The sequence below is a fragment of the Vibrio pacinii DSM 19139 genome, assembly GCF_000711795.1.
GTDB lineage: Bacteria > Pseudomonadota > Gammaproteobacteria > Enterobacterales > Vibrionaceae > Vibrio > Vibrio pacinii.
Genome location: NZ_JONH01000002.1, coordinates 342,304 through 357,762 on the forward strand (window position 1 = coordinate 342,304; position 15,459 = coordinate 357,762).

General features: G+C 45.8%; 14 protein-coding genes. 10 read left to right on the top strand and 4 right to left on the bottom strand.

What is annotated here, in order from left to right; genetic code table 11:
• Positions 1-98: 98 nt before the first annotated feature.
• Positions 99-344, bottom strand: coding sequence for a DUF3297 family protein (locus BS19_RS03785; protein WP_038173430.1), 246 nt, complete (start codon positions 342-344; stop codon positions 99-101).
• A gap of 90 nt (positions 345-434) precedes the next feature.
• Complete coding sequence (locus BS19_RS03790; RefSeq protein ID WP_038173431.1) at positions 435-2,420, bottom strand: U32 family peptidase; 1,986 nt, start codon at positions 2,418-2,420, stop codon at positions 435-437.
• Positions 2,421-2,624: 204 nt separating this feature from the next.
• On the opposite strand from BS19_RS03790, the gene BS19_RS03795 reads away from it, so the two are divergent.
• From BS19_RS03795 to BS19_RS03805, 3 genes are read left to right on the top strand one after another with little or no spacing between them, the layout of a single operon-like run.
• Positions 2,625-2,996, top strand: a complete 372-nt coding sequence (locus BS19_RS03795) for a GntR family transcriptional regulator (protein WP_038173432.1) — start codon at positions 2,625-2,627, stop codon at positions 2,994-2,996.
• Positions 2,993-3,862 carry an ABC transporter ATP-binding protein gene (locus BS19_RS03800; RefSeq protein ID WP_038173433.1) on the top strand — a complete coding sequence of 290 codons (870 nt, stop codon included), beginning with the start codon at positions 2,993-2,995 and terminating at the stop codon, positions 3,860-3,862. The genes BS19_RS03795 and BS19_RS03800 overlap by 4 nt, the downstream gene beginning before the upstream one ends.
• Positions 3,859-4,692 carry a hypothetical protein gene (locus BS19_RS03805; protein ID WP_245609250.1) on the top strand — a complete coding sequence of 278 codons (834 nt, stop codon included), beginning with the start codon at positions 3,859-3,861 and terminating at the stop codon, positions 4,690-4,692. The genes BS19_RS03800 and BS19_RS03805 overlap by 4 nt, the downstream gene beginning before the upstream one ends.
• Before the next feature lie 76 nt (positions 4,693-4,768).
• On the opposite strand, the gene BS19_RS20360 is transcribed toward BS19_RS03805, so the two are convergent.
• Both BS19_RS20360 and BS19_RS03810 read right to left on the bottom strand, forming a co-directional pair.
• A complete protein-coding gene (locus BS19_RS20360; RefSeq protein WP_169739001.1) occupies positions 4,769-4,921 on the bottom strand; it encodes a hypothetical protein in 153 nt (50 codons plus the stop codon).
• 118 nt (positions 4,922-5,039) lie between these two features.
• Complete coding sequence (locus BS19_RS03810) at positions 5,040-6,632, bottom strand: bacteriohemerythrin (protein WP_038173434.1); 1,593 nt, start codon at positions 6,630-6,632, stop codon at positions 5,040-5,042.
• Positions 6,633-6,950: 318 nt separating this feature from the next.
• On the opposite strand from BS19_RS03810, the gene BS19_RS03815 reads away from it, so the two are divergent.
• The 7 genes from BS19_RS03815 to phnE (BS19_RS03845) all read left to right on the top strand — a co-directional run bounded on the left by BS19_RS03815 (position 6,951) and on the right by phnE (BS19_RS03845) (position 15,410).
• Entirely contained in the window at positions 6,951-8,891 is a 1,941-nt protein-coding gene (locus tag BS19_RS03815) for a sensor histidine kinase (RefSeq protein ID WP_211252986.1), read from the top strand.
• Positions 8,888-10,246: a sigma-54-dependent transcriptional regulator gene (locus BS19_RS03820; RefSeq protein ID WP_038173437.1), complete on the top strand. Its 1,359-nt coding sequence runs from the start codon at positions 8,888-8,890 to the stop codon at positions 10,244-10,246. Before BS19_RS03815 ends, BS19_RS03820 begins: the two co-directional genes overlap by 4 nt.
• A gap of 209 nt (positions 10,247-10,455) precedes the next feature.
• Entirely contained in the window at positions 10,456-11,664 is a 1,209-nt protein-coding gene (locus BS19_RS03825) for a glycerophosphodiester phosphodiesterase family protein (RefSeq protein ID WP_038173438.1), read from the top strand.
• A gap of 237 nt (positions 11,665-11,901) precedes the next feature.
• A complete protein-coding gene (gene phnD, locus BS19_RS03830) occupies positions 11,902-12,942 on the top strand; it encodes a phosphate/phosphite/phosphonate ABC transporter substrate-binding protein (protein ID WP_038173439.1) in 1,041 nt (346 codons plus the stop codon).
• Between the two features lie 97 nt (positions 12,943-13,039).
• A complete protein-coding gene (gene phnC, locus BS19_RS03835) occupies positions 13,040-13,825 on the top strand; it encodes a phosphonate ABC transporter ATP-binding protein (protein WP_038173440.1) in 786 nt (261 codons plus the stop codon).
• On the top strand, positions 13,813-14,607 hold the full coding sequence (gene phnE / locus BS19_RS03840; RefSeq protein ID WP_038173441.1) for a phosphonate ABC transporter, permease protein PhnE: 795 nt from the start codon (positions 13,813-13,815) through the stop codon (positions 14,605-14,607). Before phnC ends, phnE (BS19_RS03840) begins: the two co-directional genes overlap by 13 nt.
• Entirely contained in the window at positions 14,607-15,410 is an 804-nt protein-coding gene (gene phnE, locus BS19_RS03845) for a phosphonate ABC transporter, permease protein PhnE (protein ID WP_038173442.1), read from the top strand. Before phnE (BS19_RS03840) ends, phnE (BS19_RS03845) begins: the two co-directional genes overlap by 1 nt.
• Positions 15,411-15,459: the final 49 nt, after the last annotated feature.

Genomic DNA, 15,459 nt, shown 5'->3' on the forward strand with positions numbered 1-15,459 from the left:
AACCGCGCTATTTGGCACTGCGGTTGTGTTGCCTTTTAACTAAAAAAGCCTGCGTCGTGGCAGGCTTTTTATCGTCTTGAGGGCAAGAAGCTGTCGACTTAGACGTAGTACGCTTCTACTGTTCCTTTAAGTTGGATCAGCATTGGGTTGCCGTAGCGATCTTTTGCTTTTGGCGAGGCAATTTTAACCCAACCTTCGCTAATACAATACTCTTCAACGTCAGTGCGCTCTTTACCGTTAATACGAATACCGATCTGGTGATCGAAGCACTCTTTAACAAAGAAAGGGCTGCGAGGGTTACCCGCTAGGCGGTCTGGAAGCGCTAGTTTAGTCGTATCGTTCATATTTTGAGACCTTGAAGTCATTAAAAAAAGTGCGCCATTGTAGTCATAGCTTGGCTGGCATTCAAGTACTGGCTGACTTCTAATTGGCGTTTACAGCCCTTTGTGATACTGAGCATTTTCGGTTGGACAAATGACCTGATCTAAGTCGGTGTCGACATGAGCTTGCGAGAGAAAGCCGAGAAATGTCTCAATTAACATCACTTTGCTGACTGACAGTTTGGTTTCTGTTTGGATATCACGTAGGTCAATCAACACATCGGTAAACTGTTGTGGTAAGTCGCGCAGCAACGCTAAGTTTAGAACATGTTGCTTAGCGTAGAGCGAGTTGTGGCTGCCTTTGTGTTTTTGTATCACGTAAGAAGCGTCTTTTAAGTTGATGATTGAAGTGTGTTTCTCGCAGCGCTTTAAGCAGCCTTTATTAACTTTGAGTTTGCGACACCCTGCCGTCGTTTGAAACAGGCATTGGCGGCTAGTTAGTAAGGTGTTGGGGTGATAAATGCTGTAATAACTGCGCATGCCGGTTGGCCGTTTAATATGACGCATCTGCTTCATATTCAGTTCGTTTGAAATGAAGGCACCACTGGCGGCAAACTCTTGTTGCAAACATTTGAGCGCGTATGAGTTGGTGGTATTCATCTGCGGCCCTGCTATCCAGTTTAATCCTAGCTGTTGGGCCAACATGCCGACCCCTGAGTTATTGGTTATTAAAAGTGCTGGCCTGATGGAGACTAACAATTCTCGTGCAGCTTGGAAGTCATCACCTATTAAGATGGCTGGAAAGTAAGGTTTCAGATGGGGGTGTGTTTGGAACAGCTCAATCATCGCACTCAGCTCGGCTGCCAAGCCCATCGGCAGTTGGTAGTAGAGCTCAATGTCATTGTGTCGGCATAGTGTCACATCTGTTTTGCTAGCAATAAGCACCGACAGTTTTGGTGGTGTGATTACCGGTTCCGCTTGCGGTAATGTGGCCAAAATGGGCATGCAGGTTGCCCCTTTTAAGCGCCGATTGGCAGCGGGATCGGATGTGATGTCAAAAGACGCGGTTTTCTGCGCCACGTTCTGGATGATGGTGGTTTTATCATCGTAGAGTTTCTTTTTGACTCGCTGCACATCTTCAACACTTTGGCACTTTTCAATATGGGTAAAGTGGTTGACTGCATGATCTCTTGGGTTATCAATGTACATGTCTCGGCCAATGTTGCCGTGAAGAAAAGCGTTAGAGAAATCGCGGTTGAATACCGTGTACAGTGCGCGGGTATCATGGCAAAGTTTCACCCCCTGACACAAGCGGTCGATTTGTTCACGCCACTTGTCGACCACAGTAAAAACGTAGTGTGATTTCTTGATTCTTCCTTCCACTTTGAGTGAGTAAACTCCCGCATCGGCAAGGGCGGCTAAATCACTAAACGCAGAGTTATCTTTCAGGTTGAGTGGGTAGTTGCTGCCCGTTTGGGTGGTTTGATATTGATCTCGACAAGGTTGGCTACAACGACCGCGATTGCCAGACGCCCCATTGCGCGCCGAACTGATGTAACAGATACCTGAGAAGCCAATACAGTAAGAGCCGTGAACAAACACTTCCATCATGACATTGTGTTGGCGACCAAACTCAGCCAACGGTTTGATCTCATTGAGATTTAGCTCTCGAGACAAGTTTACCCGACTGGCGGTCAGTTGATTTAAAAATTCAATCTGGCCTTCATTATGCGTATTGAGTTGAGTAGAAGCGTGCACATCTAGATTGGGAAAGTGATGTTTAAGGATATAAGCTAAGCCAAGATCTTGCACAATCACACCATCAATTTGAGTGGTATTGAGTTGATTAAGCAAACGAACAATGGCTGGAATTTCACTCTCGAGAATCAGTACGTTAAGCGTAATGAAGATCTTACATTGGTGCTGGTGGGCTAAGTTGATCACACCGTTTAAGTTGTCTAGGGTGAGGTTGGTGGCCCGATTACGCGCATTAAAACGATCCAAACCACAGTAAATGGCGTCTGCCCCTGCGGCAATGGCGGCTTTAATCGACTCTAGATCACCACCTGGTGCTAACAACTCAAACTGATCGCGTGTCACTACTCATCTCTTACTTGAACAAAAAAATAGGCAGGTATCTTATGCGCTTCTGCTTATCAATGTAGTGGAAGTTAAGCCTTTATTAATCTGAATCAACAAATGGGCTCAGATCTGAAAAGATGTGTTTAGGGTTGCATTTGTCTTTAATTGCTATAGTGTTATATCTATATATAACACCAACTCGAAATCAATAGGGTATCGACCATGACAGATTGGAACGAAACACAGCCTATATTTCGTCAACTTGCTGACAGGATCATCGAGCAAATTTTGCAAGGTGTGTGGCAAGAAGGTCAGGCGTTACCGTCAGTTCGATCGGTCGCGGCAGATATGAAAATTAATCATCTTACCGTGATGAAAGGTTATCAACTGCTGGTCGACGAAGGATTGGTTGAAAAGAAACGAGGCCAAGGGATGTTCGTTGCACTGGGCGCATTAACTCAACTTAAAGCGACACAGAAGCAAGCGTTTATTGAGCAACAAATTCCATCGATAGCGAAGAAGTTGCAACAACTGGACATTCCATTAGACGAATTTATTGTGCAGTTAAAGCAGCACGTTGAGGGTGAATCATGAGTGTATTAATTGATGTTAGGCAGGTTTCTAAGCAGTATTCTGGCGGCTCTAAACAGCAAAGAGAAGCGCTAAAAGACATCAGTTTTGAATTGAAAGCGGGGCAAGTGCTTGGCTTACTCGGACATAACGGCGCTGGCAAGTCGACTTTAATCAAGAGTTTGCTTGGTGCCCACCACTATCAAGGTGAGATCAGCGTACTTGGGCTCGAACCAGTGACGCAGCGAGCGAAAGTGATGCAGCATCTTGCTTATATTTCGGATGTTAATGTGTTGCCCGAGTGGATGACCGTTCAGCAGTTGTTGCGTTATACCTCTGGGGTACACCCGAGCTTTGACGTCAGCAAAGCTAACTCTGTGCTTGAAAAAACCGATATCAGGCTGAATAGCAAAATTAAGTCGTTATCCAAAGGGATGAAAGTTCAACTCCATTTAGCCATAGTGATTTCAACCGATACTAAGGTTCTGATTCTTGATGAGCCGACCCTCGGCCTTGACTTGGTCTATCGCGATACCTTTTATCGCCATCTGCTTGAGTGGTTCCATGATGGTGAGCGTGCCTTGATCATTGCCAGCCACGAGGTGTCGGAAATTGAACACCTGTTAACTGATGTGTTGATTCTGAAGCATGGTCAGGTTGTGTTACAGTCCGACATGGACAGCTTGGCGCAAGACTATGTGGTAGTAGAAACCAGTGATGATCATCATGCTGGGATTGAAGCTTTAAAGCCTCTGTCTCGCGAGCGAGGGCTTGGTAGTACACGTTGGCTGTTACATGCTGCCCAGATCGATCAGCTTGATGGCATCAACAAAATTTACAATGTAAAACTGGCGGATCTGTTCTTAGCGCTGCAAAAGGAGGCAGTATGATGAATGCCCATGTGTCTATGCTGGAAAAAGAGTGGTTAGAGCACAAAATAATTACCCGAACCCCTTTGGGATTGCTGGTTTGTGGCGTGTTACTGCTGCTCGCGGTGCTAATGAATTCGACCATTCAAAGTAATGTCACCTACGAGTTAACCTACGATGTTGACGGAATGGGATCGGGTTTTGAGTTGGGCCAGCAGCTTAGTCAAATGGTGTTTGGCTTTACTGGGTTGCTGTCTATCCTGTTAACCACGCTTTATTTCCCCAAAACACTGCGTAAAGAGCGCCAAGAGGGTAGCGTGATGTTTTGGCGCAGTATGCCAGTGTCTGACTTAACAACTCATTCGATTAAACTGGTGTTTGGCTTGCTGGTGACCCCAGTCATTTGCTCGATACTCGTGATCAGCGCGGATCTATTGATGTGGTTAGTTAATGTGATGATGGCGCAGAAATTCCCACTGTTTTTCACTGGTGAATCAATTCTCTACGTGTTGACGCATTGGGTCGAATTTATAGGCAGAATGTGGTTAGTTGGTCTAGTCCTTGCGCCCGTGGCGATGCTGGCGATGGCAATTTCACAAAAGGTTCATTCGCCACTCTTGGTTATGCTGATAGGTTTTTATGTGATCAAGTTGTTTTCAGATAGTCTGCTAGGGACCTCTGTCGTCGGTGACTTTCTTATCGAGGTCACTATGTTGCCGTTAGACGTGCTTCTGGCCGATAACCCATTCATCGCGATTAGTAATATTGGTTTGATTAGCCTTGTGGTGTATTTCTTACTTGGAGCGATCGGACTATTGGCGAGCTTGAAATTAAGCCGCGTTGTCGATTAGACGATAACCAACAAAAAAGGTAGCGAGATCGCTCGCTACCTTTTTAATCAAGTGAAAAATTTAATCAAGTGACAAATTAAGCTTTCTTTAGATCTTTTGCAGGGTAAGTGAGTTGCATACCGTCTACTTTGACGTGGACATAGTTACCGCCGCCGCTTAAGCCAGTGACGACCATTTTACCTAAATCAACGCCTTTTGTTGCGACAACAATATCATCGATTGCAAACATGGTTGCTCCTCCTTATGAACAGATTCAACGGATTTTTCGGAGCGGATTAAAGCAATAACGATGTGTCTTGACCAATCAAGTTTTTTATTGACATGACAAAAAAATCTCATGGCAAGGCTTAGTTTAACTGGTTATCTTTAAAGCTTTGTACGTAAGCTTTATCTTCTTTCATGATGTGCTGCACAAGCCAGTTTTTCAAAAAGGCCATCAGCTCGTCGCCAATCTCTTCACCTTTTTCTACTCGAGCTTGAAAGTCCAGTACTTGCTTGACGAGACTATGATGCTTATCGATGTGTTGTTGAGTTTGTTTATAGTCAATTTGCTCGAACAAGATCTCTTCGTATTTAAAGTGGTTGGCTGTATAGTCAATTAAACCTTGTACGACTCGCTTAATCGAAGCTAAGCCATAGTTGTGGTTGAGTAAGTGGTACAACTCGTTGATGAGATGCACCAAGGTTTGATGTTGGCGATTGATCTCATCCAGACCAATATCCAGTTGGCTGTTCCACTCCATCAGTTTGTCTCGTTTGGCTTCCTCTGCTTCTATTTGCTTGCTGTCTGTGGCAAAGCGGTGCAGTAATGAATCTATCTCACCTGATAAGTTGCGCACGGTAATGCTGGCAATCAACGTTTCTTGAGTGGCACGGACGTTGTTCTCGGATTCGCTCGCAATCAACTGCAAGCATTCATCCAAGCTCAATGTTTGACCCAATTGTTGTTCCGATGAAGTGGCGATCTGCTGACCATATTGGCGTACTTGATCGATTTGAAGGTCGAGCTCTGCAAAGGTATGTTCAGCGGTAGAGGCTATCTCTAATGATTTGGTCATGCTCGATTTATTCTCTTGCATGGTATTCATGACATCATCAGTCTTGGCTTGTAGGTTGGATATTTTACCGCGTATCTCTTCGGTGGCTTGCTGAGTTCGCATGGCTAAAGAGCGAACCTCATCAGCGACCACGGCAAAGCCTCGTCCTTGCTCACCTGCTCGAGCACTTTCGATCGCAGCGTTTAGAGCCAACAGGTTGGTTTGTTCAGCAATGCTACTAATGGTCTCCATCACTTGGCTAATTTGCGCGGTCTCTTCCATCAGAGATTGGAAGTGTTGATTGGAATTATCAATATGTTGATTGGCGGTATCTAGGGCCTGTTCAAGCGCACGCATATCTTGAGTGCCTTGATCGGCTTTGGCTTTGGCTTGATTGGCTAAGGTCGCGGTTGACTCACAGTAGTCTGAGACATTCTTAGTGATGTCAGACAGTTGGCTAATGATCTCTTTGGCAGTATCAACATCGCGTTTTTGTCCGATCGCGCCTTTTTTTGATAACGCGGAGTCTTCTTGCACAGTGTCAGCGACTTCGACCAATCGCGCCGTCGATTTTCTTAATGCGTGGACGGTGCGCGAAATGTCTTCGCCGATGCGATTAAAGGTCTTGAGTAAAGGATCATTGACTGGCGCTTGCCCGCTAATGCGCACAGTGAGATCACCTTCAGAGAGATACTTAGCCGTGCTGCTTAATTTACTCAATAAGCCGTTCATCGAATGAATCAGTATCACAATAATAAGGTGATACAGCACTAATAAAGTAATCCAGCCCCACCATTGTTGAACTAACAGCTGATAGGCGATAGGTGAAATCAGTACCGTTAACAATAATGACCACTGCACAGAGGAAAGTTGATTCAGCTTCGCCAGTACCGTTGTAAACATAATCCTGCTCCCTAGTGGATAATCAGTACATTGCCCCATTAAAGATAGACCAACGGCCTAATTTGAATTGAACTTATTGTGCAAATATTGAACCAACTCGTGCTTAACACGATATGCGTCTATTTGGCGAACCATCGTGGCCTCGAAAGTGTTGTTGAATTCAACCCGCTGCACAGCGACGATTTCTAACCATCTATGCCACAGATCTGCCATTTACACCTTTATTAATAAAATGTAGTGATGTTTCATTGGTGTTGTTAATTAATTGCTACTTAAAGTCGCATGGCGTTGAGTTGATAGGAACGTTCAGTGAATCAAATGGTTAGTCAAGAGCTCGAGGTAGCGCATCTACCATCCCCTAACTCGTACCGAGGTCGCTTTAAATGGCGAGGTATCGAAGTGCGTCTTGGTTTAGCGTTGGCCTTGTTATCATTGACGACGTTATTACTGGCTCTGTTTAGTTCAACCACGTACGACAAACTGGAATTTGCGCTGGTGGAGTTGAAAGAGAAAGATATCGCCTCTCTTGAGCAAGCCGCTAGGCTCAACGACATGGTTCGACTGGTGATTACGGACTCTTCGCAATTGATCGATGCAGAATCAAATTTACAGCGTAACGAGGCCATGCAGCGGATTGAGCAAAGCATTGGGGTGATGAAGCAAGTGCTGGTGCATTTTCCCACCTACCACGCCTATTTTAAAGATTTGATCATGCAGGTGAATAACAGCTTAAGTTTGCTACATCAAAGCAGTGAGGAGTCGCGTAAGCTGAACAGTGAGTTACGCAATTTGCTTGAAGGTTTCTATCCGTTGTTACAGCAAGTGAGTGAAGAGCTTAATTTATTGCCCGATGAGCAAAAATCGCGTTTGCAATATAGCCAGCTAAAGGCATTGCTGTTTTATCAGCTTGGCTTGGTCGAAAAGCTCTACAACGATGGCAGCTTTAATGAGCTTGACTACACCACCTACCGATTAGAACAGCTTGGTCAAGAGTGGTTTAGTTTGTGGCTTGCCAGCGGGTTAGCTGAATCGCTCCCCGCATTAGACGAGAAGCTGTCGGTCATCTATACCTTGGCTTCGCGTTCAAGCAAACTCGTCACGCTCAAAAATCAAGCGCTTGAGCACCATTATCAACAAGAATATTTTCTACAAAACAGCCGTGAATATTTGCATCAGCTTTCAGTGCAGATCGAGCGCAACACGGTAGATGTCAATTTAGAAATCGATGCTTCGATTGAAAAGATCCAACACTCTCTGGCTTCAAATCGAACCTTCTCACTGGTTTTGTCGGTATTTAGCTTATTGGCGGCTGCCGCGATTGCGTGGTTTTATGTTCGTAAAAATATCCTCGAGCGGCTGCTGACTTTACGCGATGATATGTTTGCCATTTCAACAGGTCACCTCGACACTCGTATCGAATTAAAAGGTCATGATGAAATCACTCAAATGGCCAAGTCACTGCAAGTCTTTCAGGCAACCGCACAGGTCGTAAAAAAAACCAATCAAAGACTCGAGGCTGAGGTTGAAGAGCGCAGAGCGGCGGAAGAGAAACTGCGTGTCACGCAAGATGAGTTGATTCAAGCCGGAAAGTTGGCCGCTCTTGGGCAATTGAGCGTCGGTATAACTCATGAAATTAATCAGCCTTTGACCGCGATCAGCAGTCATGCGCGCAGTGCGCGAAAATGGCTCGAGCAACATCGCCCTGATAAAGCGACCCACAATCTACAGAAAATAGAAACGCTTTTGGGTAAAGTCGCCGCCTTGACCCGACACCTGAAAGCGTTCTCACGCAAAAGTGACGGTAAAGTTTCATCGGTATCAGTGATGCCTGTAGTTAACGATGCGATTGAACTGTTTGCCAATAGTTCGGTGCCGATTTTGCTCGACTGCCACCTCACGCCTTATGCAGCGGTAAAAGCGAACCCGATTCGTTTAGAGCAAGTGTTGGTCAACTTAATCAGCAACGCGATAGATGCGGTCGCCGAGAACGTAGAGCCACTGATCGTGGTGTCAGTTAAGCGTGACGACGAAAAGGTGCTCATCGCGGTCAAAGACAACGGTAAGGGCATTCTCGCGCAAGATATTCCTCATATATTTGATCCCTTTTATACCCGAAAAGAGGTAGGCAAAGGCTTAGGGCTTGGGCTGTCTATTGCTTTTAACATTATTAAAGACTTTGGTGGCTCGATACGAGTCTCTTCGCAGCCCCAACATGGCAGCGAGTTTGTCGTCCACTTAGAACAACGCGAAAAGTCATGACAATCGAAAAACAGATTACCTTAATTGATGATGAATTAGACGTGGTTGAAGCGGTAAGTGAGCTATTAGAGCTTGAAGGCTTTGAGGTCACTGGATTCACGGATCCTAAGCTTGGTCTTAAATCATTAACGCCCAACAGTCAGCAAGTGGTGTTGTGTGATGTCCGCATGCCACAGCTTGATGGCTTGGCGATGTTGGATGCCATTCAAAGCCGCGCACCACGCTGTGAAGTGGTACTAATGAGCGGACATGGTGACATTCCGATGGCGATAGAAGCGATGAAGTTAGGCGCGTTTGATTTTATCGAAAAACCGCTTCAAAGCGATGAACTGCTTGAAAAGCTTAACCTTGCCAACACACATATTCAACACGCAGCAGAGCGTAGTAGCACGATTTCGACACTGCCGATTGAACAGGTTCTGATTGGCGTGTCGCCGCAAATGGAAATGATTCGGACACAAGTGCTCGCACTCGCACGAACGGGCGTTGATACCATCATTAATGGTGAAACCGGAACAGGGAAAGAAGTGGTGGCGTATTCGTTGCATCAATACTCTCCGCGCCGCGATAGACCGTTTGTGGCCATCAACTGTGGTGGTATGACGGAGAGCATTATCGAAAGTGAGCTGTTTGGCCACGAGGCAGGCTCGTTTACCAGTGCCAACAAAAAGCGTATTGGCAAAATCGAGCAAGCACATGGTGGTACGCTGTTTCTTGATGAAATCGAAAGTATGCCCATTGCGGTGCAGATTAAGCTGTTGCGTGTGATCCAAGAAAGGGTGATCGAACGCGTCGGAGGCAATAGTTTAATCCCGGTCGATATTGTCATTATCGCAGCCAGTAAAGCCGATTTATCCGAGCTTAGTCAACGAGGTGAGTTCCGCGCTGATCTGTTTTATCGTTTAAATATCGCCAGCTTAAACCTTCCTCCTTTACGTCAGCGTAAAGAGGATATTCAGTCACTGTTTCGCCATTTTGTGGTCCAGGCCAGTCAAAAATATAAAACCCGCGCTTCGACCCTCTATGCCGAGCAAATCCAACAGCTGTGCCGACACGATTGGCCAGGCAACGTACGAGAGTTACGAAATGTCGCTGATCGTTTTGTATTGGGGATTGTTGGTGAAGGGTTTGATTTACAGGCGCCGTCTACGTTAGGCAGTGAGAGTTTTGCCTTCGAGCAACAAATGGAGCAATACGAGCGCAATGTACTCACTGAAGCGTTGATCGAAACCGCAGGCAATATCAATGAAGTTTCTGAGCGACTTAATCTGCCACGCAAAACGTTGTACCGCAAGATGAAAAAACATCAGCTCGATAAGGAAAGCTTTAAAGCTCATAGCCGTGTAGAACTCTAGACATAAATGACCCATGTTATCTGATTTGGGTTGGTGTTTTCTTTATCTACTTGAAATTTAATGGAAAAAATGTTGGCATGGCGCGTGCAACTCAGATGACAACTCTGATAAAAAAACAACCATTATTTATTCGTCTGTAAAACAATTGAAATGTGTTGAGTTCAGAGTCTTGTTATCCAAAACACATCATTTGCTGCAAGGAGAAACCAATGAAGCAAATCGTCACGAGTAGTATCGCGCTCTTATTAGGTGTCAGTTCAGTTGCTATGGCAGGCAATGAACCGGCGCAAGTCGGCCCACGTCCACTTTATTTAGTCAGTGACATGGAAAACAGTCCGCTCAAAACCAAGCTTGAAAGCTGCAGTAGCGGCCCCTTCCATCGTAGTGACTTCTCTATTGGTCACCGTGGCGCTGCGATGCAGTTTCCTGAGCATACTAAAGAATCTTATCTAGCTGCGATTGCTATGGGTGCAGGCGTACTTGAGTGTGACGTTACGTTTACTAAAGATAAGCAGTTGGTTTGTCGCCATTCACAAAGTGATTTGCATACGACCACCGATGTGCTTGCGTACCCAGAACTGGCGAAGAAGTGTACGGTTCCGTTCAAGCCAGCCAACCCAGACACTGGTGAAGATGCTCAAGTTGAGTGTCGTACCTCTGACTTTACCTTAGCCGAGTTTAGAACGTTAAAGGGCAAGATGGATGGTGCTAACCCGAAAGCGACCACGGTTGAAGAGTATATGCAAGGCACGCCAGGTTGGCGTACCGATCTCTACTCCCAAACGGGGACCTTGATGACTCACGCTGAGAGTGCCGCGTTATTTAAGCAGTACGGTGTTAAAGTCACGCCAGAGCTTAAATCGGCGGCGGTTGAAATGCCGTACCAAGGTTTCACTCAGCAAGACTATGCGCAAAAGCTGATTGATGAACTCAAACAAGCCGGTTTCACGCCTGATGAGGCATACGTTCAGTCGTTTAATCTTGATGACGTAAAGTACTGGATTAACAATGAGCCGAAATTTGGCAAACAAGCGGTGTATCTTGATGATCGTATGTACGAGCAGCAAGACTTTGTCGCCTCCCTCGAGAATATGAGAGATCTACACAAGCAGGGGGTTAACATTATCGCTCCTCCTCTCTACGCCCTGATTGAACTCGATGGCAACAAGATAGTTGAATCCAATTACGCTAAGCTCGCCAAGCAAGCCGATCTTGACATTATTGCTTGGACGCTAGAACGTTCAGGGCCTTTAGCGCAAGGTGGCGGTTGGTATTATCAATCGGTAACCGAGCAAATCAAACGTGATGGCGACATGATGAAAGTGCTTGATGTACTGGCAAAAGAGGTCGGTGTAATAGGTGTATTCAGTGATTGGCCATCAACAGTGACGTACTATGCAAACTGTATGGACATTTAAGTTTTAAACGACGTCAATAAGCAACTGAAAGGGCCGCAAGGTCCTTTTTTTGTCTTTATTTTCATAGGACACAAATGACTCAAGTTTGACGAGATTGGTAGGACAAAAATGACCCAAATAAAAGCGACCTAGAATGAGTGATTGTTAACTTATTGAATAATATGTTCTTTTAATCTGGCACGCCGCCTGCAATAGGGAAGGGGAATATCAACAATAACGTGAATGTAAGGTTCTAATATGAAAAACAGTGTAAAAGGATTGTTAATCGCTGGGTCTTTGTTGCTGCCAACCCTTTCGATGGCAAGTGAATGTGCTAACCGTGGTGTTCTTGACGATAGATATTGTGATGAGAACCAAGACCTAGTGGCCGATGCACCGAAACAGGCGTCTGAATGGATTGATCCAAGCACCTTAGTGTTTACTTATACTCCGGTTGAAGATCCGGCACTCTACAAAGATGCTTTCGCGGATTTTCAAGCGCACCTGAGTAAAATCACCGGTAAAAAAGTCATCTATTACACTGTTCACTCTAATTCGGCACAAGTAGAAGCGATGCGTTCTGGCAGACTGCATGTGGCCGGTTTCTCTACAGGCCCAACGGGTTACGCCGTGAACCTTGCCGGCTATGTACCAATCGCGGTGAAAGGTGATGAATCTGGCTTCCAAGGTTATAACTTGGTTACGATTGTACGTAAAGATAGTGGCATCAATGAGATGGCGGATCTAAAAGGTAAGAAAGTGGCGCATACGTCAGCTTCGTCAAACTCAGGTAATCTTGCCCCGCGCGCTCTATTTCCAGCTCAAGGCCTAGTGCCAGACGAAGACTACAAAGTGCTCTACTCAGGTAAACATGACCAGTCGATCTTGGGAGTGTTTAATGGCGATTACGACGCTGCACCTGTTGCTTCTGATGTCTATGATCGAATGGTTGCTGCAGGTCGTGTTGACGATTCAGAGCTAAAGATCATCTACCGTAGCCCACGTTTCCCTACTTCTGCTTTTGGCTACGCTTATAACCTCAAACCTGAGTTAGCTGACAAGATCAATCAAGCCTTCTTTAGTTACCGATTCACTCCAGAAATGAGTGAGGCATTTAAAGGCGCAGACCGTTTCTCTCCGATCACTTATAAAGAAGATTGGTCTGTGATTCGTGATATTGCCCATGCCACAGGTACCGCTTACACCAAAACGGGTTTGAAAAAGCTAGCCGAGAAAGACGCTGCTAAGCGCGCAAAGAAAAAAGCCGCAGAGCTAGCAAAACAAGCCACCGCGCAATAATTATTCTCCAATAACGTCAATAGTACGGTGCCTTGTGTGTAGGGCGCAGGGCACTGTACACCTCAAATAGACCAAGAAAAAAACAAGGAAAAGTAGTATGGCCGTAGCAAGCTGTGACAGCGTAAAGTATGACGGAATCAAGATTAATAACCTGTTTCATCAATATGTGGCGGGCAAGCCAATCCTTAAAGGCATCGATATTGATGTCGACCAGCCGGGCATTATCGCCATTATTGGTCCATCGGGCACAGGGAAAAGTACCTTATTGCGCTGTATCAATCGTCTCAACGATCCAACCAGTGGTGAAATTCTTTTTCAGGGCGTTGATCTCACTAAATTGCAAGGCCAAGCGCTGCGTAATCAACGTCGTCATATTGGGATGGTGTTCCAAGAGTACAACTTAGTCGAACGTTTAACCGTGATTGAAAATGTCCTGTGTGGCCGCTTGGGTTATATGTCGTCGTGGAATGCGTGGCGTCGTAATTACTCGAAGCAAGATCTAACTAAAGCGTTTGAATTACTTGAATTCGTTGGTCTACAAGATTTTGCTAACCAGCGCGCCGATAGTCTCTCGGGCGGCCAGCGCCAGCGTGTTGGTATTGCTCGCGCTGTCATGCAAGACCCGTATATTTTGCTGGCGGATGAGCCTACTTCATCACTTGACCCAAAAACCGCAGTAGAAATTATGGAGTTGATGGAAACGTTCGCCAAAGAGAAACAGATTCCAGTTCTGGTCAACATTCATGATGTCAATCTCGCTAAGCGTTTCGCTAATCGTATTATTGGGATGTGTAACGGCAATGTACATTATGACGGCAGCCCAGAAGGCATCAGCGAAGACGACCTTAAAGTTATCTATGGAGGTGAGTCATGGCTGGATTAAACGCACCATCAGCAAGTGTCGAAAACCCGTTCAAAGCATCATGGGCAAGCCGTATGGGCGTGGTTGCTGTTATAGGCTACTTGATCTATAGCTTCACGACTCTTAACCTCAGCTTTGAGCGTCTAATCATCGGTTTTGGTGAAAGTGAGCGCCTACTTGCTCGCATGTTCCCACCCGATTTTTCTCGTTCGAGTTTATTGCTGAGCGGTTTGGCTGAAAGTCTGCAAATTGCCATTATCTCGAGCTTTGTTGGCATTGTGATTTCGCTGTTTCTTGGCCTATTGGCGGCGCGCAATATGATGCCCGGCATTGTTTCCACGCCTGTGCGTGCATTTATTGCCCTGTGCCGTTCGTTCCACCCTGTCATCATTGCGATTTTGTTTGTTAAAGCGGTCGGCTTTGGGGCGCTGGCGGGGATACTCACGTTAGTGTTCGCTTCGATCGGGTTCATTGCCAAGCTGTTTGCCGAAGCTATCGAAGAAATTTCGTTTAAACAAGTTGAGGCGATTCGTGCGACCGGAGCCAGCTTCCTTAGTGTGATTTTGTTTGCGGTAATGCCGCAGGTCTTCACACGTTTTATCGGCTTCTCTAGTTATCAGCTTGATTCAAATTTACGAAATTCGACCATGGTCGGTATTGTCGGTGCTGGCGGTTTAGGCGGCACCCTATTTTCGGCTTTTCAGCGCTTCGATTACGATTTTGTCGCAGCAATTTTGCTGACCATTATTGCCCTGATTCTAGTTGGCGAGTTTTTGTCTAATGTAGTAAGGAGAATCTTCTAATGACGACCGCTTCGATTGATAAAGAATGGCACCGCTTTACTTTTAATGAACGCCTTGCCAGATTCGCCGCTTACTTGTGTTTTGTTGCTGCGATTGTGTGGTCTTGGCAAACGGTAGAGATCATTCCTGAATTCTTGTATGACGCGCCTGCTCAGTTTGCCGATATGTTTAGTCGCATGGTGCCGCTTGATTACGCTTTTTACCCTGAAACCATTCACGCAGCGCTGATTGAAACCTTGCATATTGCGACGCTAGGGACGTTATTTAGCTTAGTGATGGCGATTCCTTTGGCGTTGTTAAATGCGCCGAATATTATGCCGAGTAAAACGTTGAACTGGATAGCGCAGGTGTTTCTGGTTTCATCACGCTCGGTGAACTCTTTGGTATGGGCGCTGTTATTTATTGCTCTATTTGGCCCTGGAGTGCTGGCCGGAATCATGGCCATTGCAGTGCGAAGTGTCGGTTTTGTTGGCAAATTGCTGGCCGAAGCGATTGCTGAGGTCAATATGGGCACGATTGAAGCACTTAAAGCCACGGGGGCATCGTGGGGCAGTGTTTTATTCAAAGGCTATTGGCCACAGGTTATCCCTGCGTTTTTCTCGATTGTTCTGTTTCGTTGGGATATCAACGTACGTGAGTCAGCGGTTCTTGGCTTAGTGGGTGCGGGGGGTATTGGTGTGGTGCTCAATGATGCGCAAAACTTATTCGAATGGCAAAAAGTAGCGATGGTGCTCTTGAGTATTTTTGCGGTGGTGTTATTAGCAGAAGCACTGGTTGTGCAAGTACGCAAAAAATTGATTTAAGCTTCCTTCCAAGCGAAGAAACGGCCAAGCGCCGTTTCTTTTTCTTGAT